Annotated in this window: 18 protein-coding genes; 10 read left to right on the top strand and 8 right to left on the bottom strand. The window is 70.6% G+C overall.

Annotated elements, in window-relative coordinates; genetic code table 11:
* Window positions 1-8: 8 nt before the first annotated feature.
* From WME97_RS02830 to WME97_RS02820, 3 genes are all read right to left on the bottom strand, one after another.
* Window positions 9-479, bottom strand: coding sequence for a hypothetical protein (locus tag WME97_RS02830; RefSeq protein ID WP_437549313.1), 471 nt, complete (start codon window positions 477-479; stop codon window positions 9-11).
* A gap of 138 nt (window positions 480-617) precedes the next feature.
* A complete protein-coding gene (locus WME97_RS02825; protein ID WP_437549312.1) occupies window positions 618-1,979 on the bottom strand; it encodes a retroviral-like aspartic protease family protein in 1,362 nt (453 codons plus the stop codon).
* A 65-nt stretch (window positions 1,980-2,044) separates the two neighbouring features.
* A complete protein-coding gene (locus WME97_RS02820; RefSeq protein ID WP_437549310.1) occupies window positions 2,045-3,028 on the bottom strand; it encodes a hypothetical protein in 984 nt (327 codons plus the stop codon).
* 209 nt (window positions 3,029-3,237) lie between these two features.
* Between WME97_RS02820 and WME97_RS02815 the strand changes: the two genes are divergently transcribed.
* From WME97_RS02815 to WME97_RS02790, 6 genes are all read left to right on the top strand, one after another.
* Window positions 3,238-3,783: an RNA polymerase sigma factor gene (locus WME97_RS02815; RefSeq protein WP_437549309.1), complete on the top strand. Its 546-nt coding sequence runs from the start codon at window positions 3,238-3,240 to the stop codon at window positions 3,781-3,783.
* Window positions 3,783-4,529 (top strand): tetratricopeptide repeat protein, encoded by a 747-nt coding sequence (locus WME97_RS02810; RefSeq protein ID WP_437549307.1) that lies wholly within the window; start codon window positions 3,783-3,785, stop codon window positions 4,527-4,529. The genes WME97_RS02815 and WME97_RS02810 overlap by 1 nt, the downstream gene beginning before the upstream one ends.
* Window positions 4,526-5,233, top strand: coding sequence for a hypothetical protein (locus WME97_RS02805; RefSeq protein WP_437549305.1), 708 nt, complete (start codon window positions 4,526-4,528; stop codon window positions 5,231-5,233). Before WME97_RS02810 ends, WME97_RS02805 begins: the two co-directional genes overlap by 4 nt.
* 161 nt (window positions 5,234-5,394) lie before the next feature.
* Window positions 5,395-7,140 (top strand): DUF1592 domain-containing protein, encoded by a 1,746-nt coding sequence (locus tag WME97_RS02800; protein ID WP_437549303.1) that lies wholly within the window; start codon window positions 5,395-5,397, stop codon window positions 7,138-7,140.
* Window positions 7,137-8,528 carry a DUF1552 domain-containing protein gene (locus WME97_RS02795; protein WP_437549302.1) on the top strand — a complete coding sequence of 464 codons (1,392 nt, stop codon included), beginning with the start codon at window positions 7,137-7,139 and terminating at the stop codon, window positions 8,526-8,528. The genes WME97_RS02800 and WME97_RS02795 overlap by 4 nt, the downstream gene beginning before the upstream one ends.
* Window positions 8,529-9,050: 522 nt before the next feature.
* Window positions 9,051-10,403 carry a glycosyltransferase gene (locus WME97_RS02790; protein ID WP_437549300.1) on the top strand — a complete coding sequence of 451 codons (1,353 nt, stop codon included), beginning with the start codon at window positions 9,051-9,053 and terminating at the stop codon, window positions 10,401-10,403.
* Window positions 10,404-10,481: 78 nt separating this feature from the next.
* Here the strand turns inward: WME97_RS02790 and WME97_RS02785 are convergent, their stop codons facing one another.
* The 4 genes from WME97_RS02785 to WME97_RS02770 all read right to left on the bottom strand — a co-directional run bounded on the left by WME97_RS02785 (window position 10,482) and on the right by WME97_RS02770 (window position 13,545).
* Complete coding sequence (locus tag WME97_RS02785) at window positions 10,482-11,051, bottom strand: manganese efflux pump MntP (protein WP_437549299.1); 570 nt, start codon at window positions 11,049-11,051, stop codon at window positions 10,482-10,484.
* On the bottom strand, window positions 11,048-12,067 hold the full coding sequence (dmeF, locus tag WME97_RS02780; RefSeq protein ID WP_437549297.1) for a CDF family Co(II)/Ni(II) efflux transporter DmeF: 1,020 nt from the start codon (window positions 12,065-12,067) through the stop codon (window positions 11,048-11,050). The genes WME97_RS02785 and dmeF overlap by 4 nt, the downstream gene beginning before the upstream one ends.
* Before the next feature lie 11 nt (window positions 12,068-12,078).
* Entirely contained in the window at window positions 12,079-12,351 is a 273-nt protein-coding gene (locus WME97_RS02775) for a metal/formaldehyde-sensitive transcriptional repressor (protein WP_437555294.1), read from the bottom strand.
* Window positions 12,352-12,561: 210 nt separating this feature from the next.
* Complete coding sequence (locus WME97_RS02770; protein WP_437549295.1) at window positions 12,562-13,545, bottom strand: TetR/AcrR family transcriptional regulator; 984 nt, start codon at window positions 13,543-13,545, stop codon at window positions 12,562-12,564.
* A gap of 95 nt (window positions 13,546-13,640) precedes the next feature.
* Between WME97_RS02770 and WME97_RS02765 the strand changes: the two genes are divergently transcribed.
* The 4 genes from WME97_RS02765 (at window position 13,641) to WME97_RS02750 (ending at window position 20,041) form a co-directional block, all read left to right on the top strand.
* A complete protein-coding gene (locus WME97_RS02765; protein WP_437549293.1) occupies window positions 13,641-14,981 on the top strand; it encodes a hypothetical protein in 1,341 nt (446 codons plus the stop codon).
* A gap of 312 nt (window positions 14,982-15,293) precedes the next feature.
* Window positions 15,294-16,475, top strand: a complete 1,182-nt coding sequence (locus WME97_RS02760; RefSeq protein WP_437549292.1) for a hypothetical protein — start codon at window positions 15,294-15,296, stop codon at window positions 16,473-16,475.
* Window positions 16,476-16,589: 114 nt separating this feature from the next.
* On the top strand, window positions 16,590-18,950 hold the full coding sequence (locus tag WME97_RS02755) for a DEAD/DEAH box helicase (protein ID WP_437549290.1): 2,361 nt from the start codon (window positions 16,590-16,592) through the stop codon (window positions 18,948-18,950).
* Entirely contained in the window at window positions 18,947-20,041 is a 1,095-nt protein-coding gene (locus WME97_RS02750; protein ID WP_437549288.1) for a hypothetical protein, read from the top strand. Before WME97_RS02755 ends, WME97_RS02750 begins: the two co-directional genes overlap by 4 nt.
* A 547-nt stretch (window positions 20,042-20,588) precedes the next feature.
* Here the strand turns inward: WME97_RS02750 and WME97_RS02745 are convergent.
* The gene (locus WME97_RS02745; RefSeq protein WP_437549287.1) at window positions 20,589-21,086 is read right to left on the bottom strand and encodes a hypothetical protein; all 498 of its coding nucleotides are present in this window, start codon (window positions 21,084-21,086) and stop codon (window positions 20,589-20,591) included.
* Window positions 21,087-21,158: the final 72 nt, after the last annotated feature.

Raw genomic sequence — 21,158 nt, 5'->3', positions numbered from 1 at the left:
GCGCACTGTCAGGCGGCGCGGCGGCGCACGATCAAGCCGATCAGGCCGTATGCCATTCCCGCGCCCACCAGGCCGAACTTCACGCGAGCGCAGTGCGACGCGATCGCGGGCCAGATCTCCTCCTCTGCGCCGTGCAACGCCGCCAGCAGCGCGGCGTTCTCCGTCGCGTCGAGCAGGCCGGCCAGCCATTGCCCCCACGCGAGCAGCCCTCCGAGGCGGGCGCCTGGAAAGCCTCGAGCGCGCAGCTTGTCCGCCGTCACGGCGCAGCCCAGAGCGAGCAAGCTCGAATAGGCAACCAGGAAGAGATAGTCGAGCCCGAGGATGAACGCGGCGTCGAGACGGGCGCGGTCGTCCCATGAGCCCAGGATTCGGCGAACCTCGCCTGCGCTCCCCGCAAACTCCAGGGACATAATCCCCTTCGGTGCTTCCGCAGTGCGGAGCCGCTCATCGAGCGCTATCAACCCCACACCGCTCGCCACCGTCAGGCCGAGCAGCGACCAGAAGAGGACGGTGCGCCCCGACGCCGGAATCCGTTCGAATGGATGTCGCATGGTAATTTCCCTCCCGGACGCCGCGCTCGGAACACGCGAGCGCAGCGACCTCGTCGATCCCGAGGGTCAGCGAGCCGGCGCGAGCCCCTCATGGGCCTCCGCCACCTCCTCGTCGCCTGCCTTCGCCGCCGCCTCGTGGTCCGCTGCCGCCGCCCCGCCGTCATCCGCTGCTGCCGTCTCGTCCTCATCGCCCGCCGCCGCAGCGATCGCCGTCTCCTCGGTCCACGGCGCCGCACCTGCCGGCGGCGGCGAGAGCGTGGTTCCCTTCTCAGTCGACTGCGCGCGGAACCGGAGCAGGAACGACTGCCCCAGCACGCCCGCCACGCCGGGGAGGTCCTCCACGATCGCGAGCTTCACGCTCGGGGCGGAGGCGCCTTCCACCTCCAGCCGGCCGGCGACGGCGAGCTTCGCCTCCTGAAGGCCGCTCGGCGTCCACACCCACAGCACACGCGGCCCGGCGGAGAGGCCGATCCGGTCCGCGAACGCCCTCTGTACAAGCACGTGGCTCACCATCGTATCGACGACGAAGACGCCCTTTTCCTTGCCGTCGATCGCTGCTTCGCCTCGAGCCAGGCCGTCCTCCCCGAGCGGCAAGAGCGCCTGTCCGGTGACGGCGAGATGCTGGCACTCGGCGGAGGTGGCGAGCTGGCTCGCCACCTCCGTCACGGTGAAGCCAGACCACCCCGCGAGCCGCGTCCCTTGATCGGCGTTGTAATGGAGGTGCAGGACGAGCGGCGCGATGCCGTCGCACGGGCGGCGGAGATCACGATAGACGCGCGCCAGGTGGACGGGCGCCCCCCGCTGGTGCGGGCGGAGCGAGATGCATTGCTCGTAGTCGGCGGCCGCCTCCTCGAGCTTCCCCTGGCGCTCCCGCGACTCGGCGCGCCCGCAAAAGGCGTCCCCGTCGGCCGGGTTCTGCTCGAGCAGCCGCGTCGCCGCGCGCTCCGCCCCGGAGTACTCTCCGCGGCGGTTGTGGGCGGCGCGGATCTTCCAGAGCACCCTGGGCTCGTGGCCGCACGCCGCGAGGAACGCCTCGCTGCGCTCGATCAACTCGCGATCGCGGTTGGCGCGACGGAGGAGCTCGGCCAGCGTGAGCATCAGGTCCTCCTCACAGGGGTTCGCCTCCAGCGCGCGCTCGGTCGCGGCGAGGCCCTCCGGCGGCATCCGCACGGCCGCGGCAGCGTGGATGTACGCCGCCGCGACGCCGCCCAGCGCCGCGAGCAAGACCGCCGCGACGCCCGCGCTCCTGAGCGCGCGACCGCGCCGGATCGCACGCTCGCAGCCAGGGCAGGCGACCCCGTGGGAAGCGGAGAAGGAGACGCACACGTGGCAGACGGGAGCGCCGCAGCGCGCGCACTCCTCCGTCGAGGGGGCGAGCGCATGAAAGCGGCAGCGCGGGCCTTCCTCGATACGAGCGCGATACGTCACCCTCATAGGCTAGCAGTGCTGAGGGAAGTCGGACGGGGAAGCAAACCGCCTTGATGCAGAGACGCCTACAGCGCCCAGCTGCCGACGCCACGGAGCGACACCAGCGCGCCGACCGGCGGCGACCTGTACGCGACCCCCACGCCATCCACCGAGAAATCGTTGCGCCGGAGCGGCACCAGCGCGGCGGCGCCGACCTCGAAGCCGAGCGGACCTGCCAGGCTCGCCAGCGACAGCTCGATCGGCACCGCCAGCCACGTCTTCTCGACGGCGTCGTTCCGCGTGAAGCCGCTCGCCGCCACCATCAGCCGGCCAGCGTGAACGCCGGAGCACACGTCGAAGCGCAGCACCCCAACGCCCGCGGCCACGAAGCAAGCGCGCACGACGCCGCCGAACATCGTCTCGCGGAGCTCGCCCGGCCCGAGCTCCAGCGTCTGCGGGACGAGCCAGAGCGCGCCGATCGCCGCTCGAAATCGCGCACCGCCGATGCCGAGCTCCGCGGAGAGCGCGGGCGCGAAGGGACGCACCACGCCGAACAGGCCGGCAGCGCCCGCCGCCAGCGTGAGCCGCGTGGCGCCACGTTCGGACGTCGGCGCCTCGCGCTCGCCGCCGCCGGCGCCCGCTGGCGCGGGCCGCGCGACCAGCGGCCGCTCCGCCGAGGCGCTGGGCGAAGACGCCGGCGCTGGAGGCGCGGGCGGCGGCGCGTCGCGCGCCTCGGCTCCGGGCCCCTGCGGGGACGACGCCTGCCCGTCGGAGTCGAGCAGCAGCGCGAGCGTCACCGCCGTCGCCTGCTCGAGCCCGGCGCAGCTGCGGCTGCGATCGCGCAGCTCGCGCGCGCCGCTCCCGCTGCGGATGGACGCGCGGAAGCCGTCGGCCTCCCGGGTGAACTCGACGACGTAGGAGCCGCTCGCACCCGTCTCCGGCCGGCCGCGCAGCTGCTCGACGCGCTCGATGAGGCGCGCCGCGTCCGGGCAGCTCTCGGCGCCAGCGCCGCGCGTCACGCTCAGGAACGGCTCGGTCTGCGCCGTGGCGGTCCCCGAAGCCGCCAGCATCGCACCAAAAACCACGGGAAAAGCGCGACGCCTCCGCATCGGGACGACGCGAGGGTAGCCGCCGCGCGGAGCACGCGCATTTATTTGTGATCGTCTGGGCCCGGCGTCCCCACTAGGGGACCGAGTGGTATCGTCCCTGCACAATTCCGCGCTCGATCTGGCGGCGTCTGCTCGTCTCGTTCGCTGACAGGTCACCGGGACGTCACGGCATGAGCACACCGGACCCCGAGTTTCGAGCCCTCTACGACGCGCACTTCAACTTCGTCTGGTGCTCGCTCAGGCGCCTCGGGGTGCGCGAGGCGGACGTGCTCGACCTGGCGCAGAAGGTGTTCTTGACCGCGCATTTCAAGCTCCCCGAGTTCGAGGGTCGATCGCTCCTCACGACATGGCTCTTCGGCATCTGCCAGCGTGTCGCGAGCGACTACCGGCGCTCAGCGCGGTTCCGGCGCGAGGTCACGACGGACGCCGCGGAGATGGACCTCTACGGCGGCGCGTCCGAGGAGCTCGCGCTGAGCGCGGAGTCGCGGCAGCGCGCGCAGGCGGCGGAGGCCATCTTGAACAAGCTGCCGGAGCCGCAGCGCCTCGTGTTCGTCCTGTTCGAGCTCGAGGAGAAGTCGGGCCAGGAGATCGCGGACCTGCTGGGCATTTCCGTGGGCACGGTGCGCTCGCGCCTCCGCCTGGCGCGCGAGACCTTCTCCCGCGAGGTCAAGCGCCTCGCGCTGGCACAGGACACGAGCCGAAAGGAGGCCGTGTGATGGGGGATCCTGAACGGCTGCTGAGCGTCAAGAGCGGGGCGGACCCGCTCGAGCGGGAGCTCCTTGGAAGCGTGCGCCACGTGGGTCCGCCCGAGGGCGCGAAGGAGCGCGCATGGCGCGGCATCGCGGGCCAGCTGGCGGCGGGGACGGCCGTCGGCGCCACGGCCGGCGCCAGCGCCGCCGCTGCCACGAAGGCTGGCGTCGGTTCGCTGTTGCCGTCGGCGCTCTCGATCAAGGCAGCGGCGGTGCTCGTGGGCGGCGGCCTGGTGCTCGGCGGAGCGTACTGGGCCCTCTCCTCCCCGGACGAGCCACCTGCGCCGCCCCGCGCGGCGGCCCCGGAGCGCGCGCCTGCGGAGGTGCCCCAGGCCCCTGTGGCGCCTCTGGAGGAGCCCAAGGCGCTTCCGGAGCCGCCGCTCGATGGCCCCACCGCGGGAGAGCCGACCCGGAGGCCGAGCGGACCGAAGCCGACGGAGACCGATCTTCTGCGCGCGGAGAGCGCGCTGCTCACGGAAGCGCGCGCCAAGCTGCGCTCCGGAGACGTGGCGGGAGCCACCGCGCTCCTCGAGCGCCTGCGCGCGCAGTTCCCGAACGGCGTGCTCCGGCAGGAGCGCGAGGTGCTCGCCATCGACGTGCTGGCCGCGCGCGGCAACGCACAGGAGGCGAAGCGGCGCGCTCAGGCCTTCGTCAAGCAGTATCCCAAGAGCCCCCACAGCGCGAAGCTAAGGCGGTTCCTGGATCAGCCGTGAAGCGCTGCTCGGCCGCTCGTTTCATGGCGTTCGGCTGCCTTGCGGCCTCCGGGTGTGATGCGGAGATCACCTCGGTCGGAGCCTGGGCGCCGGACGTGTCCGGATCGTCGTATATCGAGGCGGAGCTCGGAGAGCTGAGCGACGGCTTCACCGTCGGTGAAGACAGCCGCGCTTCCGAGGGCCGCTTCGTCGCGCCCCCGGCCGGACTGACCTCGGACGATGCGCCGGGGCTCGCGCGGGCTCGCTACCGCTTCGAGGCGCCGAGCGGGGCAGAGTACGTGATCTGGGGGCGGATCCACGCTCCGAGCGCCCTCAACAACCGCTTCTGGTTCCAGGTGGACGGCGGCCCCTGGTACCTCTGGCGCATCAGCGTCGGTGACATCTGGTTCTGGGACGATCTCCACGACAACACGCGCTATGGCGAGCCGCTCCGCTTCCCCCTCTCGGCCGGAGCGCACGAGCTCGTCCTCGCGAACGCCGTCGAGGGCGTCCAGCTGGATCGGCTGTACTTCACGCCCGACGGCGACGAGCCCCCGGGCAACGACACGCCCTGCGATCCGCCGCATTCGATCGAGGTCGAAGGGGAATGCCTCCCGAGCTGCGGCGCCTTGAAGGGGACCGCGTGCGGCGACGTCCCGTGCGCCGGGCGCGAATTGCTCGAAGCCTACGATTGCGCTGTGTGCTGCAGCGTCGAAGGACCGTGAGCCGGCGGCGCCCCCGCCGTCGGGTCGGAGCGCGGCGACCGTAGACCTACCTCTTCGTACCAATCGAAACGTCTCCACGTTTCGAGGACGAAAAAGGTGATCGCGCCCGAGCGGGTCTCCCACCGAGGCTGAGTAGCCAGCAGCCTCGAGCGGAGCCCTGAATGACTACATCATCGATTGAACAATTCAAGTCCCACGGAAGCGTGGGCCTGCTCGCCGCGGCGCTCGCGCTGTCGGCGTGCATCGGCAACCTGGGCGGCGAAGACGGCAAATCGCCGGAGGAGGGCACGAACGGTACGAGCGGCAGCTCGAGCAGCGGAGGCTCGGGCTCGGGGCCTTCGGGCCCGGGCGAGCCATTGAGGTGCGACGCGAGCACCATCGATCCTGGGCCTTCGCCGATGCGGCTGCTCTCGCGGGAGCAGTACCTGAACACCGTGCGCGACCTCGCCGGCGACGTGCCCGGCCTCGACGCGGCGCTCGGCCCCGCGATCGAGGCGTCGGCGTTCGGCCTCTTGCAGCCGGACGTGACGCAGGTCGAGCTCGAGCATTTCCAGGCCGCGGCGGACGTCATCGCCGCGGCCGTCGCCGGCAATCCGGCGGCGCTCGACAGGATCGCGCCTTGCGAGGCCGGAGCCGAGCCGAGCGAGTGCGCGCGCCAGCTGGTCGTGGGCTTCGGCGCCCGCGCCTACCGCGCCCCGATCACGGACGCGGCGGACATCGAGCGACACCTGCAGCTCTTCGACGTCGGCGCGGAGACGAGCTACGAGCACGGGATCGAGCTCCTGCTCCGCGGCATGCTGCAGTCGCCGCGCTTCCTGTACCGCGTCGAGATCGGCACCTCGGAGAAGGTGAGCGATCGCGCCGTGAAGCTCTCTCCGCACGAGGTGGCAGCTCGCCTCTCGTACATGCTGTGGGGCACCCTGCCGGACGCCAGGCTGAACGAGGCCATCGAAGACGGCAGCCTGACCACGAAGGAGGGTGTCGCGGCGCAGCTCGACTGGATGCTCGAGGACGAGCGCGGCGAGAGGCTGGTCCATCGCTTCCTCGGCAGCTGGACGCACCTGAACGGCCTGAACAGCGTTGTGAAGGACGCGGACGCCTTCCCCGAGTGGCAATCGCGGTCGTTCCGTGAGTCGCTGCGCGGGCAGGCCGACGCCTTCTTCGACCACGTGCTCGACGACGAGGGAGGCAAGCTGAGCGCGCTCCTCACCTCCACGACGGTCTTCTACAACAAGGATCTCGGCGGGTACTACGGCGTCACCGGCGACGACTCCTTCCAGGCGCTGAAGCGCACGGACGGGGCCACCTCGGGTATCCTGACGCTCCCGGCGCTGCTCGCCATCCAGGCGAAGCCCGCAGAGAGCTCGCCGATCTACCGAGGGAAGTTCGTGCGCGAGGCGCTGCTCTGCCAGCAGCTGCCGGCCCCGCCGGCCAACATCCCCAAGCCGCCCGAGGTCGACCCGAGCAGCTCGACCCGAGAGCGGCTGTCGCAGCACGAGGTGGACCCGAGCTGCGTCGGCTGCCACCAGCTGCTCGATCCGCTCGGCTTCGGCTTCGAGCACTACGACGCGATCGGCCGCTACCGCGAGCTCGACGGCGGCGAGCCGGTCGACGCGAGCGGCAAGGTCATCGCCACCCGCGACATGGACGGCGAGTTCGAGGGCGTGGCGGAGCTCGGCAGTAGGCTCGCGGGCAGCGCCGAGGTGGAAGAGTGCGTGGCGCGCCAGTGGTTCCGCTTCGCCATCGCCCGCTTCGAGCAGGACATGGATGGTTGCTCGATGGAGAGCTTGCTCGAGACCTTCAAGGCCACCGGCCAGGATCTGAACGCGCTTCCCCGCGCCGTCGTGGAGACGGACGCCTTCCTTTACCGCCGTCCGATCGACGCGCACACGAAGGAGATGCCATGAACCGAAGAGGCCCTATCGACCTCCGCACCCAGATCAGCCGCCGCAAGCTGCTGGGCGGGCTCGGCGCCCTGACCGTCGCGCTCACGAGCCCCGTCTGGCGGAGCGCCACCGTGTTTGGACAGGACGCGAAGCAGCCGGGCGCCAGGCGCTTCATCGGCATCTTCTCGGCGAACGGCACGGTGCCGTCGGCGTTCTTTCCGGCAGGGGACGCGCACGAGGCGCCGCTCTCGCTCGGCCCTATCCTGGCGCCGCTCGAGGAGCACAAGCAGAGGATGCTTGTGCTCAAGGGCGTGCACATGAACTCGACGGTCGAGGACGAGCTCGGCGTCACGAGCGAGAACAAACCCGGCGGCCCGCACATGAAGGGCCCCGGCGCGATGCTGACGGGCGGCTCGCTGCTCGCGGGCAGCTTCACGGGCGCGGGCGGCCCCGCCGGCTGGGCGGATCGCATCTCCGTCGACCAGCACATCGCGAGTCGCATCGGTGGCAACAGCCAGTTCCCGTCGCTCGAGTTCGGCGTGCGCATCGAGGGGCAGGAGCCGCTCCGCGTGATCTCGTACCGCGGTCCGAACCAGCCGAACACGGCCGTCGACGATCCATTCCAGATGTACTCGCGCATCTTCGCCAACGCGGATCTCTCCGAAACGGAGCTGCAGCGGCTGATCGCCGAGCGCCAGAGCGTGCTGGACTTCCTCAAGGACGATATCGGCCGCCTGAAGGCGCGCGTCAGCTCCGAGGACAAGGCGCGGCTCGAGGCGCACCTCGGCGGCATCCGCAACATCGAGCAGCGGCTGCAGAGCTCGGCGGTCTCGTGCACGCCGCTCACGATGCCGGAGAAGTTCGACACGCGAGCGATGGAGAACTATCCGAAGGTCGGCCGGCTGCAGACCGACCTGATGCTGCTCGCGCATATCTGCGGCATGACCCGCGTCTCCACGTTCATGTGGGCCAACGCCGATAGCTGGCAGTACTATCCCTGGATCGGGGTGAACGAGGAGCACCACGAGCTCTCCCACGCCGGCGACAACGATGCGGTCGCGAACGAGAAGCTCGTGAAGATCAACGTCTGGCACAGCGAGCAGGTGAAATACGTGCTGGATCAGCTGGCGCTCGCGAAGGAAGTGGACGGCAGCTCGATGCTGGACAACACCCTGCTGCTCTGGGGCAACGAGCTCGGCGTCGGCAACACGCACACGTACAAGGATATCCCGTGGGTGCTCGCGGGCGGCGCGGGCGGCTACTTCAAGATGGGCCGCTACATGAAGTACGCCGATCTGCCGCACAACAACCTGCTCGTGTCAGTATGCAACGCCATGGGCCTCGACGACGTGACCACCTTCGGCATTCCCGGCGTGTGCACCGGGCCCCTGCCAGGCCTCCTGGCCTGAGCCGCGGGGAGAGGGCGACCTGCCGGCCGCCGCGATCGACGCGGTCGCGAAGCTCCGCGCCAAGGGGAGCGAGCAGATAAAACCGTACGCAGCCCCGGAAGAAACCCGACATTCGCGCCGAGGTCGGAAGTCGCGGACGGATCCCGTTCAGCCGGAGCGAGCGCGCGGCGCGCGGCCCGGGCCGGCCTGGACAACTGGACAGCTGGACAACCCTCCTCGCGCACTGCCGTCTTACCATTCATCACAGTTTCGTATTGCCACATTCCGGGTTCGGCCTATATTCCACATCAATCAATTTTCCTACCATCCGCCGCGCATCGCCCTCGGCGTGCCGCGGCGCTTACGCTTCTCAAGCCCAGGACGCTCGTCCATCATCGCTTCGCTGCGTCGGCCAGGGAGCGGAGCGCCGCTCCGCCGATCGGAGAAGCCAGATCACGCCTCGAGGAGCCAGGCAGCGCAGGCACGCTGGACGAGCAGCGCGCGTCGACACTGTTCCATTCGTTTCGTTCGAGGGGGGGAGACATGGATGTTCGTGACATTTACGGCGCGGGAGACCGCGACCGGGACCGGGCGGGGCTTCCATGGAAGCTCGGGATCGCGCACGTGGTGAGCAGCTTGAAGGCCGGCGACGCCGAGCAGGTGGTCGTCGATCTGTCGGCGCTCCAGCGCGCTGCGGGCCATGACGTGACCGTGATCGCCATCGCCGATGATCCGGACGGTCCGCGGGCAGAGCAGCTGCGGCGGCGCGGCGTCGAGGTGCAGCTCCTGCCGAAGCGCCGCGGCCTCGACGTGAGCATGACAGCCCGGCTCGTCGCGCTCTTCAGGGCGAGAGGGATCTCGCTCGTCCATGCGCATAACCTGCAGCCGCTCCTCTATGCCGCGCCCGCAGGCTGGCTGCATCGCGTCCCGGTCGTCCACACGAAGCACGGCGTCTCGGACGAGCTGCAAGGCCGGCGATGGCTGCGCAGCGCCGCCGCCGCGTTCGTCGACGCCCACGTCGCGGTGTCGCGGCCGGCCGCCGAGGCCCTGGTCAACCAGGGTCAGGTCAGCGCCGAGAAGCTGCACGTCGTCGCCAGCGGCCTCGACCTCTCGCGGTTCGCGCCCGATCCCGTGGCCAGGGCCCGTGTCAGGGCCGAGCTCGGCATCTCGCAGCGGGCCTGGGTGCTCGGGAGCGTGGGGTGCCTCTCTGCCGTGAAGAACCATGCATTGCTCCTGCGCGCGGCCGCGCAGGCGCTGCCGGAGGACGGGCGGCTGCTCCTCGCCGGAGATGGCCCGGAGCGGGCGCGGCTCGTCGCGCTCGCGCGCGAGCTAGGCCTGTCCGAGCGCGCGCACTTCGTCGGCGGGCGGCACGGCGTGCCCCAGATCCTGGCCGCGCTCGACGCGTTCGCCCTCACCTCCGTCGCCGAGGGCCTGCCGCTCGCCGTCCTCGAGGCGATGGCCGCCGGGCTCCCCGTCGTCGCGACCGCGGTGGGCGGCGTGCCCACGGCCCTCACCGAGGGGTACACGGGCTTCCTCGTGCCTTCCGGGGACGCCGAGACGCTCGCGGCCAGGCTGACGGAGCTCCGCGACGACCCCGCGCTCGCCGCGCGCATGGGGCGATACGGCCGGAAGGTCACGCTCCAGCGCTACTCCGCTGCCCGCATGGTCGAGCGTTACATGGACCTCTACACGCTGCTGCTCGTACGGCGGCTGCACCGCGGCATGCCCGCCATCCGGCCGAGCGACCTGTTCGCCTATGCGCGGAGCTCGTCCTTCGTGCAGCGCGCGTTCGGCGTCAGCGAGGCCGCCGAGGCGCCGGGCGGCGGCTGGGGCGCGCCGCACAGCGACGCGGCGGCCAGCGCGCGGCCGCGCTCGCCGATAGCACTGTCGATCTGAGCGGGCGCTGCGGCGCACCTCGAGCTCGCCTCGTCCCTGCGCACTCGGAAGCCGGCGGCGCGGTCCGCAGGGACACGCCTACGACAGCACAAGGTGTTCGAGGAGAATCTTGAACCCGAGTCCAATGAGCAGGATCCCCCCAGCGAGGTCGAGACGCTTGCCGAGCATCGCCCCGAACCGCCGTCCCGCGAAGAGCCCCGCTGCGCTGAGCAGCGCCGTGACGACGCCGATCGTCACGACGGAGATCGCGAACGGGGCGTTCAGCATCGGCAGCGTGATGCCCACGGCGAGGGCGTCGATGCTCGTGGCGATCGCCAGCACGAACATCGAGCTCAACGCGAAGGGATCGACCGTGGTCTCGCCCTCGCCCTCGCCGTCGTCGCGGGCTTCCCAGAGCATCTTTCCGCCGATGAACGCGAGCAGCACGAACGCGATCCAGTGGTCCCACGCTTGCACGCGCGGACCGATCTGCTCTCCGAGCAGCCAGCCGATGACGGGCATCAGGGCCTGAGCGCCGCCGAAGAACCCGGCGACGAGCAGGACATGGCGCGCCCGAATCGCCGGGACCGACAGCCCTCGTGCCGCCGCGACAGCGGTCGCGTCCATCGCGAGCCCGAGCGCGAGGAGCAAGATCGCGCCGAAATTCACGAGCCCCTCCGCGCGTCACCGGCAGAGAGCGGGTGAACCTCGACCGTGACGTGCTGGAGGCTGGCGATCGGGACGAACGCGTCACGGTAGGCGGAAGGCGCCAGTGGGCTCGGTACCGCGACCGAGACGATGCAGGCGCGCGCGCCGGGGCCGATGTCCCACAGGTGGAGATCGACGACGCTCGCTCCTGCGAAGGTAGACTCGATGCGATCGCGGATGCGCTGGGCAAGGGACTCGGAAGGGACGACGTCGAGCAGCTGCCTGGCCGCCTGCCGACAGAGTCCGTAGCTCCACTTCGCGATGACGAGCCCGCCGACGATGCCCATCGCGGCGTCGAGGAACGTCCAGCCAAGGTAGCGCCCGCCGAGGAGGGCGAGGATCGCGAGCACGCTGGTCAGCGCGTCCGCGAGGACGTGGAAGTACGCCGCGCGCAAGTTCTGGTCGTGCCCGTGGTGGTCGTGGCCATGGGCGTGCTCGTCGTCGTGATCGTCATGGCCATGAGCGTGGTGATCGTGGTCGCGGTGGTCGTCGTCCGCCTCGTGATGGTGATCGTCGGCGTGGAGGAGCCGCACGCTGACGAGGTTGACCGCGAGACCAACGACGGCGACGGGAAGCGCCTCGGAGAAGGCGATCGACTCGGGATGGAGGAAGCGGCGCAGCGACTCGACGACCATGAGGAGCGCGATGAGCGCGAGCGCGACCGCGCTCGTGTACCCGGCGAGGGCGTGCACCTTGCCCGTGCCGAAGGAGAACGCGCTCGACCCGGACTGCTTGCGCGCGAACCAGTACGCGAAGGCCGACATGCCGAGCGCGCCCGCATGCGTGGCCATGTGCCAGCCGTCGGCGGTGAGCGCGAGCGAGTTCGTCGCGTAGCCGACCACCAGCTCCGCCACCATCATGGCGAAGGTCAGCGCAACGACCCACCGGGTCCTGGCTTCGTGCGAAGGCGCGGCGGCGCCGTGGTCGTGGGCGTGTCGAAGCTGGGCGAGCCGATCGGATCCCGTGGAGTCGCTCATCGTTGCTTCCTTCACTTCACATAGGCGCGGACGATCTGAACCAGCTCCTCCGCGGCCTCCCGCTGGGGTGCCGTTGCGCGCTCCGCGTCGATGACGTGCGTGCGGATGTGCCCCTCGATGAGCTCGCCCACGAGGCCGTTCAGCGCGCCACGCGCCGAGGTCACCGTCTGCAGGACCTCGGAGCAACCCGCTTCGCCCTCGAGGGCCCGCTCGACCGCTTCGAGCTGCCCGCGGATCCGCCGGACGCGCGCGATGAGCTTCTTCTTGTTCTCGACCGTGTGCACGCCTATAGCATAGGGGGGTATACTATATGGATCAAGCCCCGCGCGCTGGCTCCTCTCGGAGGCCGGCGACGGTCGGTGCAGGTTCGTCGTCTCGCCGAGGTCGCTGAGGCCGAGCTCCCAGGCGTTCGGCAGGATGGGCGGCAGGGGGTCGATCAGGTCCACGCAGTCCACGCAATGGGTCGCTCAACCCATGTGGACTGAGGGGGACAACTATCCGTTGCGCGCCCGGTAAGCGCGCTGCTGGCAAGCGCGCGAGCAGTAAGCGCGCGGCCGCCCCGTGGAGGACTGGGCGATCTCGCCGCCGCACTGCGCGCACCTCGACTTCTCGTCATGCCGAGGAGCATCAGGGAGACTTTCGTCACAACCCCGCGCTGGAGACCGTGACGTTTCGGGACTTTCGTCACACTGACGGGAGCGCGACCGGACGAGCGCTTCGATGCCCTCGAGCACGCGCTGCAGGCCGAACAGGAACACCTCCTCCGTGAAGGGGTGCTCGCCGAAGGCGCCCGAGCGCATCAGCTTCGCCATCGTCGGGAGGCGCCCCGGGTCGAAGAGCTTGTCCCAGAAGTACGCGCGCTCGGACCACCACTGCGCGTCGGTGACGCCGGTCTCCCGCTCGGCCTCGGCCACGTCCACCGAGAGCCTCGCCGCGCCTCGGACGTACCCGTCGACGAGGTGGACGACGGCGATCACCTCGCGGTCGGTGAGGCCGATCCCGCAGGCCGCGCGGAGCTCCGCGTCGTACGCCGCCATCCCGTTCGGCCCCATCACGGGGCGCACCGGCGTCACGTGCAAGAACCACGGGTGGCGGTGGTAGAGCGCCCAGTCCGCCAGCGCCGCCGCCTCGAGCTTGGCCCGCCACCCCCCGGGGACGTCGTCGACCAGGGGCAGCTCCCCCGCGACGGTGTCCAGCATGAGATCCAGGAGCTCGGCCTTGCTCGGAACGTACCGGTAGAGCGACATCGTGGTGAACCCGAGCTTCCCGGCGACCCGCTGCATCGACAGCGCCGAGAGCCCCTCGCCGTCGGCGAGCTCGATGGCGGCCCGCACGATCTGATCGAGGCTCAGGCCAGGCTTGGGCCCCCGGCTCGGCCGCTTCCTGGCCCCCCAGAGGAGCTCCAGGCTGCGCACGGCGTCGCCGCCGCCGCTGTACTCCGTCGCCGTTTTCCGACGCCTCGTTGGTTTGACAGCCATCCCTCTATTGCGTATACCACACACATAAACGTGTACGTAATACACATTTTATGGAGGCCCGCTTGAAGCAGCACGACCCGAGGCGATCGACGCGAATGACGATCCTGCCCCTCCACGCGCGCGGCCTCTCGGCCGTCGTGCCGCTCGCGCTCTCGCTCGGATGCGCGGCGCAGGAGCCGACGCCGGAGCCCACGTTCTGGCAGGACGTCGCGCCGATAACGACGTCCAGGTGCGCCGCGTGTCATCAGGAGGGCGGGCTCGCGCCCTTCCGCCTGGACGACTACATCTCGGCGAAGGCGCGCGCTGGCGCGATCGACGACGCCGTGCAGGGCGGCCATATGCCCCCGTTTCTCGTGACGCACGACGGCTCGTGCGGCGACTTCGAGGACGAGGCGACGCTCACCGCCGAGGAGATCGACATCATCCATCGCTGGGCGACCGGGGCGCGCGCCGAGGGAGAGCGCGCGGGCGCGCCGCCCGCCCCGCCCGTGCCCACGCTCGAGGGCGGCGTCGACTACATGACACCGCCGATCACCCCCGTGGTCGACCCCGCCAATCCGCTCGCGGCGTACGACGAGTGGCGGTGCTTCCAGGTGGACCCGGGCATCGAGGCGGACCGCTTCATCACCGGATATCAGGTGACGCCCGGGGTCCGGTCCATCGTTCATCACGTCACGGTCTACCGGGTGACTCCCTCGGAGCCGTCGCTCGTGGAGGGCAAGACGAACCAGGATCTGATGACGGAGCTCGACGGCGCCTCGCCGGACAGGCCCGGCTGGGAGTGCTTCGGCGGCCCGTCCGACGGGATGCCGTTCCAGCCGCTGTTCGCCTGGGCGCCCGGGCAGAACGTGGTCGAGTTCCCCGTCGGCACCGGGGCGCCGCTCTCCTCGAAGGACCATTTCGTGGTCCAGGTGCATTACAACCTCCATGACCACGCGAGCGCCTCCGCCGAGGACTCGACGCGCCTCCGGCTCCGCTACGAGGACACCGTGGAGCGGCGCGCCGTGTTCATCGGGGACGACGGCTTCCTCACGACCCTCTTCGAGCCGGACGGCCCGGACACGCTGCCTCCCGGCCAGCAGGACGCGGCCTACACGTGGAAGAGGACGCGGGCGGAGCTCGCGATCGACCCGGCGCTTCCCCCGATCGAGGTGCTCGGCGTGATGCCGCACATGCACGAGCGCGGGCGCACCTTCGACATCCGCGTGGCGTCGGGGGCGCAGGAGAGCTGCATCGCGCGCGTGGAGGACTGGGACGTCCACTGGCAAAACGTGTACTGGTACCGCACGCCGCCGCTGCTCGACCCGGGCTCCTCGCTCGAGGTGACATGCACCTTCGACACGCGCGACGCACAGGATCCCGTGCTGCCCGGATGGGGCACGCAGAACGAGATGTGCAACGCGAACATCATGGTCGCGCTGCCGATCACACCGTGACGCCGCGACCGCGCCCTCTCCCGCCCCATGAGCCTGGCGATCGGCGCTCGTCGCTCGCGATCGATCGCAGCACGTCGCAGCGATCTTCAAACATGACGCTTGCCGGTTGACCTCGTGATTTCGCCGGGCCACCGCACACGACACCACATGTAGCCAGCATCACAAGGCGGCAACGCCGCACGCTTTCGACCATTTCAACCAAGCGTCCGCGCACGAGCGAGCGGAAGATGGACGCATCGAGCAGCGAGCGCCGCTCGAAGCACCACGGTGAACATCGCGGTGGTCACCCCGTTCTTATGGAGGGAAGCGCCTATGCTGGGATGGTTGGGATTTCTCGCGGGCAGCGCCTTCGGCCCGTACGACATCGCCTCGGTCGAGGTCACGCGGCCGCATCCATCGATCGAGAGGGTGGTCTACGAAGTGGACGCCGGGGACAGCCCCCTGGATCGATTCTCGATCATCCACGTGAGCAAGCGCGGGGCCGGCCGCGGCTGCGGCGAGCCCGTGATCCTCTTCAGCCCCTTCACATTCCCGGGCGAATTCTACGAGATCAGCGAGACCGGGAGGTACGCGAAGTCCGCGGCCGGCGAGCTCGCCATGGCCGGTCACGACGTCTGGCTCGTCGACCAGCGGAGGACCGAGCTCCCGCCTGGCGCGTGCGAGTCCGGCGCGGCCGATTGCAGCGTGATGGCCGACTGGGACTTCGACACCCTCTCGAACGACGGGCTCTTCGCGCTCTCCCTCGTGCGCGCGCAGAACCCCGGCGCGCGGCCCGTCATCGGAGGATTCTCCGCGGGCGCCAACACGGCCATGGCGCTCGTCAATCGCGCGCCCCGCGCCTTCTCGGGCGTGTTCCTCTACGAGGGCACCTTCTACACCGAGGATCCGGAGATCGCCGCGCACAACGACGCCATCTGCAGCAACCTCGAGGGGGCGCTCGCCGCGGGCTCGACCTACGATCCCGGCATTGCCGTCCTCGGGCTCGCGTTGCGCGGCGCCGCCGCCGATCCTCAGGGCGCGTTTCCTCTGCCCATCTTCCCCCCGGGCACGACCAACCAGCTCGCCATGCTGCTCGTCTTCGGCGCCCCGCCTCCCCCGGGCGCGCTCGCCCCGACTCCCTCGTTCGTCCGCGTCGTCGCCGATTTCGAGACCCAGAGCCTCGTCTATAGCGATGAGGCCCGGCTCGAGCTCGTAGGTCCCCTCATCGACAACTACGGCGCCATCGCCGGCGTCCGCGATCTCGCGTGCGGGCTATCGGGACGCGACGCGAGCCACACGTCGAACCTCTCCGCCTTCCGCGGCGATGTGCTCATCTACGTCGAGGGCACCGGCTTCGGCCCCGCCATGTTCGACACCGCAGGTCTCTTCGATCGTGCCGCGTCCGTCACCATCGATCACAACCCCGAGCTCGGCGAAGCGGACGTCTACTTCAACGTCCACTGGAAACAGACCTTCCTTGCCCCCTTCACGCGCTGGCTTCGCCAGAAGATCTAGGACGCATTCCGATCAAGGGCGCCAAATTTCCAAAAATAATCGTCAATTTTCTGCCGTTCTCGCGCCCATGGCACCTCGACATCCCGGAGCCAGAGGGATACACGCGGCCGAGGCATGCAGGTCTCGACGACGCCCATCACGTCGATCTCCGCGAGCGACGTGAGCTGGCTGCTCGCCACGGAAGCGGGCAGCCGGCTGCTCTCCGGCGCGGATCTCTTCACCTTGGCGTTCGCGCTCTCGGGCCGGTCGCACCAGGAGCCGCTGACGCTCGACGAGGCGCATGACCTGCTCCTCGCGCGCGGCCTTCCAAAGGCGCTCGCGGGCAGCGCGCTCATCGAGCGGATGCGCGAATCGACGAGCGCCGATCCGGCGTTCCTTGTCTACAACGCGAGCACGTTCTGCGTCGACCGCAACGTCGGTATCCCGCGTCGGCTGGGACAGCTCGTCTTTCGTCACGACGTCCAGCGACTCCTCCTGGCTCATCGCGCGGAGAGGCCGCCGCCCCCGGAGCGCCCTGTCACCCGCGCTCGGTCCCGCTCACCCGCGCGGGCTCGGCGGACCGAAGCGCCCGCCGTGCCGCCACGAAGTCCCCCCGCCACCCCGACGACCCCGGAACGCCCGCCGCGCGCCCGTGCTGCCAGCCCGCGCGGCACGCCCGCCGCCTCCCGGCCGCCCGCCGCCTCCGGCGTGGCGGAGCCGGCGCCCTCGCCCGAGCCGGCTCCCCTGCCGGCCCCGCCGCCCAGGAAGCCGGCGCCGCTCCTGATGTCCGGCCTCGACCGGTCCGAGCTGCTCCAGCGGCTCGCGGACCCGCCGTCGTCGCTCGCGGCGGTGAGCCACGCGCTGCGCGCTCACCTGCTCGCCTCGGCCGAGCAGTTCGAGGAGCTGCTCGCGCTCGCCGCGCTCACCGGCGTCGAGCCGCACCGCTACCAGATCGAGACCGCGCGCCGCGTCCTCCGCGTGTTCCGCGGGCGCGCGCTGCTCGCGGACGAGGTCGGTCTAGGCAAGACAGTCGAGGCGCTGACGATCCTGCGCGAGTACCAGCTCCGCGGGATGGTCCGGCGGGCGCTCGTCCTCGTCCCTCCTGCGCTCGTCGGCCAGTGGACGGGCGAGCTCGCGGAGAAGGCCGGGATCGCCGCGCGCACGACCGACGACGCCGCGCGCACGGCGGACCCCGAGGCCTTCTGGCGCGATGAGGGCGTGGTCGTCGCGTCGCTCGCCCTCGCGAGGAGCGCGAAGCACGCGCCGCTCGTCCAGGCCGCCTCGTGGGACCTCGTGATCATCGACGAAGCCCATCACGTCAAGAGCCGCACGACCGCCGGCTTCAAGCTGGTCGACGGCCTGCACAGCCGGTTCCTCCTGATGCTCACGGCGACGCCGATCGAGACCGATCTCGAGGAGCTCTACAACCTCGTGACGCTGCTCAAGCCCGGGCAGTTCGCGACCCCGGCGGCCTTCCGCGCGCAGTTCGTCGACCCGAAGGACCCGCTGTCGCCGAAGAACCGGGAGCGGCTGCGCGCCCTGCTCGCCGAGGTGATGGTGCGCAACACCCGCGCGGACAGCGGCCTCGCGCTGCCGCCCCGCTATGTGAGCACGGCGCTGGTCGATCCGCTCCCGGAGGAGCGCGAGCTCTACGAGCGCGTCCTCGCCCTCGTGCGCGTGCACGGGGCCGACGCCGGCTCCCGGATGCTGGCCTCGACGCTCCTGCTCGGCGCCGGCTCGAGCCCCGCCGCAGTTCGCGGGAGCCTCGAGCGCATGAGCGCGAGCGAGCGGCGCGTCCCCGCGCTGCGCGCCGCGCTCGCCGCGCTGGCGAAGCTCGCGGCCTCGGTCCGCGCGTCCCGGAAGGGCGGCGCCCTCGTCGATCTCGTGCGCGCTCACGACGAGCAAGTCCTCGTCTTCACCCGGTTCCGCGACACGCTCTCGTACATCGAGGCCGTGCTCCGCGAGGCCGGCGTCGAGCCCGTGGCGTTCCACGGCGGCCTCTCCGCCGCCGACAAGCGCGCGGCGCTCTCGGCGTTCCGCGACGGCCGCGCGCGCGTGCTCGTCTCCACCGACGCCGGCGGCGAGGGGCACAACCTCCATCACTGCCATGTCCTCGTGAACTTCGATCTTCCCTACAACCCCATGCTCATCGAGCAGCGGATCGGGCGGCTGCACCGGATGGGCCAGCGAGAGGAGGTGCGCGTCTACAACCTCTGCGCGCGGGGCACCGCCGAGGAGCGTGTCCTCGATCTGCTCGACCGCCGCCTGCACCTGTTCGAGCTGGTCGTGGGCGAGATGGATATGGTCCTTGGCAACATGGCGGACGAGCGCGATCTGGAGGAGCGGATCGTCTCCCTCTATGCGACGTCGCGCTCGGAGGAAGAGCTCGCGAGCGGCTTCGACGCCATCGCCGAGGAGCTCGCCGCGGCGCGCGGGCGTTACGAGCAGGTGAAGCGCCTCGACGCCAAGCTCTTTGGAAAGGATTACGAGGCGTGACCGCGGCGCTGGGGAAGTCCTCGCCCACGGAGGGCGCGCTGCCCTCTCCGCTCGATTTCGTGCTCGAGGCGCTCGCGGAGGCCGGAGCGCTCGCAGAGCGGGACGACGCGCGGGCGGTGGCGCTCCTGCCGGCGCGGCTCGCGGCCGAGATCGAGGTCCCGGAGGAGTGCGCCCTCGCGCTCTACCCCGATCGGGACGGGGACGTCGCGTGTGGGCTCGGCTCCACGCTGCTCGAGCGGCTCATCGCGAGGGCGCGCGGGCGGCCGGTGTCCACCTCGGTGCGGCTCGCCGCGGATCCGCCGCGGCCTGCCCACGTGCGGGCCGCCGCGGACCGCTTCGTGCTGCGCAACGGGCTCTGCGAGCCCGGGCAGGTCTCCACGGGCACGGCGGTCTACGTCGCGGCCGTCGTCGCTTATGGCGTCGAGGCCGACGACCGGCGCGAGGGGCTCGTGCGGATCGTTGTGAACGCGCACGACGGCGGCGAGCCGGACGCCGCGCTGGGCGCGCACCTGGATCTCGCCTGGCCGAGCGCGCTCGTGCTGCCGAGCGCCGCCCCGCTCTCGGTGGACGGCCGCGCAGCGGACTGGATCGCGCTCCGCGCCGAGCAGGCGGTGCGGGCGGCGGTGCGGCTGCTGCTCGGCGAGGTCGAGCGCAGGCACGCCCGGGATCACGATCGGATCGTGGCGTATTTCGCGGACCTGATCGCGGAGGCGCGGGCGCCGCGGCGGCGCGCGGATCCGAAGGCGGTCGAGGCCAAGGTCGCGCACCTCATCGCCGAGCGGAACGCGAAGCTCGAGGCCTTGCCCGCGCGGTTCGCGGCGAAGGTGACGTGCTCGGTCGCGGCGCTGGTGAGCGCCGAGGTCCCGGCGGCGCTCGTGAGCCTGCGTCTCCGGCGGCGCAAGGAGTCGCGGGACCTCGTCGTTAGGCTCCCCGCGGGCGCATCGAGCTTGGACAGGCTCCTGTGCGAGGCGTGCGGCGCCGCGACGGCGCGGCCGGCGGCGTGCGACGATCGGCTGCATCTGCTCTGCGAGGCGTGCGCGCCGAACGCGCAGGGCAGGATCGCGTGCCCGGCGTGCGCGAAGCGGCGCTGAGGGCGCCTATCCGACGCTTCGCTTCACGCCCGCAGCCATCGCCGGGGTGCCCCGCATGTTCCGCGGGAGATGGCAGGAGCTCACGTGGACATCGTGCAGGGCGACCGCCGCGCCGTGTCGCGAGAGTTTCTTCGAGAACGCGAGCGTCGGGCGCCGAGCCGCGGGCCAGTTCATTCCTCTGGACCCGCCGCCGGTGGAGGGGCGGGTCCACCGACCGAGGCGCCATCCACCCTCGCGGGTGCCGCGGAAGGCGGCGCCGAGCCTCCAAGGCTCTGGGCGATCGGCGACGTTCAGCAGGGAATCGTGGAATATGAGCGCCACCATGAACGCGTGACGCAGGGCGCAGCATCTGAGCATCGTGCCTGGACCTGCGATGACAATTGCTTCACTGGGGCTTTGATTGCTTCTACGACTGCTCGCTGAGCGTGGGGCTCTGGCGCGGCCCTCCCCCTGGGTAGTCGCGCGCGGTCGGCTTTACTTGCTCTCCTGCTCCTTGCGCGTCCGATGTGCGGAATAGCGCCGCGCGAGCAGGCGGTACGTTCGACCGTCAACGTCCCGCTGACGCCTCGTGGGACGACGCCGGATGGCGGATCGAAGCAGATATCGTCGTCCGTTCCGCCTCGGCGTTGGAGTTGTCGGGGCCTCCGGCGCCGCCCCTGTCGCTGGCCGCGGCGAACGGGTCCTCCGGAGCATCTTCGGGCACAAAGGGCTCGACCTCCAGACGACACTTCGGGAACGTAATAAGGAGCGTTAACTTGTAGAACTTCCCTCGCGCTGGAGCGAACCCCACGGCCGGCACGCTCCAGTAGGCCCGACTGGAGAAACGTCGAACGAGGTGGGCTCCAATCGAGATGACCTTGCCCGCGGGGACCGGCGCGGTGGTCGATCCTTCGACAGGCGAGATGTCGTAAAACTGGCCGCCGCTGTACATGGTCATCCTGTCATCTTCCTCGAAATTCTGGAAGATGACCGTCGCCGTCTCTTCGTACTTGACGAACGGATACCTGGGGTATTTCTGCGAAGAGCCGCAGCCCGCGAGCGCCATGGCGCCACACATCAACAAGCTTCGCCCAAGCCAACCTTTGATCATGTGAAGCCTCCCAACCGACCCGTCCAT

Origin of the sequence: Sorangium sp. So ce367 (assembly GCF_051520455.1) — a bacterium.
Taxonomy (GTDB): domain Bacteria; phylum Myxococcota_A; class Polyangia; order Polyangiales; family Polyangiaceae; genus Sorangium; species Sorangium cellulosum_B.
This window is presented reverse-complemented; position numbering and strand designations above follow the sequence as displayed.

Excerpts from the sequence above, each read along its gene's own strand:
- WME97_RS02765 (WP_437549293.1), top strand. The coding sequence starts at position 13,641 with ATGACGATCCTGCCCCTCCACGCGCGCGGCCTCTCGGCCGTCGTGCCG.
- WME97_RS02745 (WP_437549287.1), bottom strand. The coding sequence starts at position 21,086 with ATGGCGCTCGCGGGCTGCGGCTCTTCGCAGAAATACCCCAGGTATCCG.
- WME97_RS02770 (WP_437549295.1), bottom strand. The coding sequence starts at position 13,545 with ATGGCTGTCAAACCAACGAGGCGTCGGAAAACGGCGACGGAGTACAGC.
- WME97_RS02815 (WP_437549309.1), top strand. The coding sequence starts at position 3,238 with ATGAGCACACCGGACCCCGAGTTTCGAGCCCTCTACGACGCGCACTTC.
- WME97_RS02810 (WP_437549307.1), top strand. The coding sequence starts at position 3,783 with ATGGGGGATCCTGAACGGCTGCTGAGCGTCAAGAGCGGGGCGGACCCG.
- WME97_RS02820 (WP_437549310.1), bottom strand. The coding sequence starts at position 3,028 with ATGCTGGCGGCTTCGGGGACCGCCACGGCGCAGACCGAGCCGTTCCTG.
- dmeF (WP_437549297.1), bottom strand. The coding sequence starts at position 12,067 with ATGAGCGACTCCACGGGATCCGATCGGCTCGCCCAGCTTCGACACGCC.
- WME97_RS02790 (WP_437549300.1), top strand. The coding sequence starts at position 9,051 with ATGGATGTTCGTGACATTTACGGCGCGGGAGACCGCGACCGGGACCGG.
- WME97_RS02760 (WP_437549292.1), top strand. The coding sequence starts at position 15,294 with ATGCTGGGATGGTTGGGATTTCTCGCGGGCAGCGCCTTCGGCCCGTAC.
- WME97_RS02755 (WP_437549290.1), top strand. The coding sequence starts at position 16,590 with ATGCAGGTCTCGACGACGCCCATCACGTCGATCTCCGCGAGCGACGTG.
- WME97_RS02795 (WP_437549302.1), top strand. The coding sequence starts at position 7,137 with ATGAACCGAAGAGGCCCTATCGACCTCCGCACCCAGATCAGCCGCCGC.
- WME97_RS02800 (WP_437549303.1), top strand. The coding sequence starts at position 5,395 with ATGACTACATCATCGATTGAACAATTCAAGTCCCACGGAAGCGTGGGC.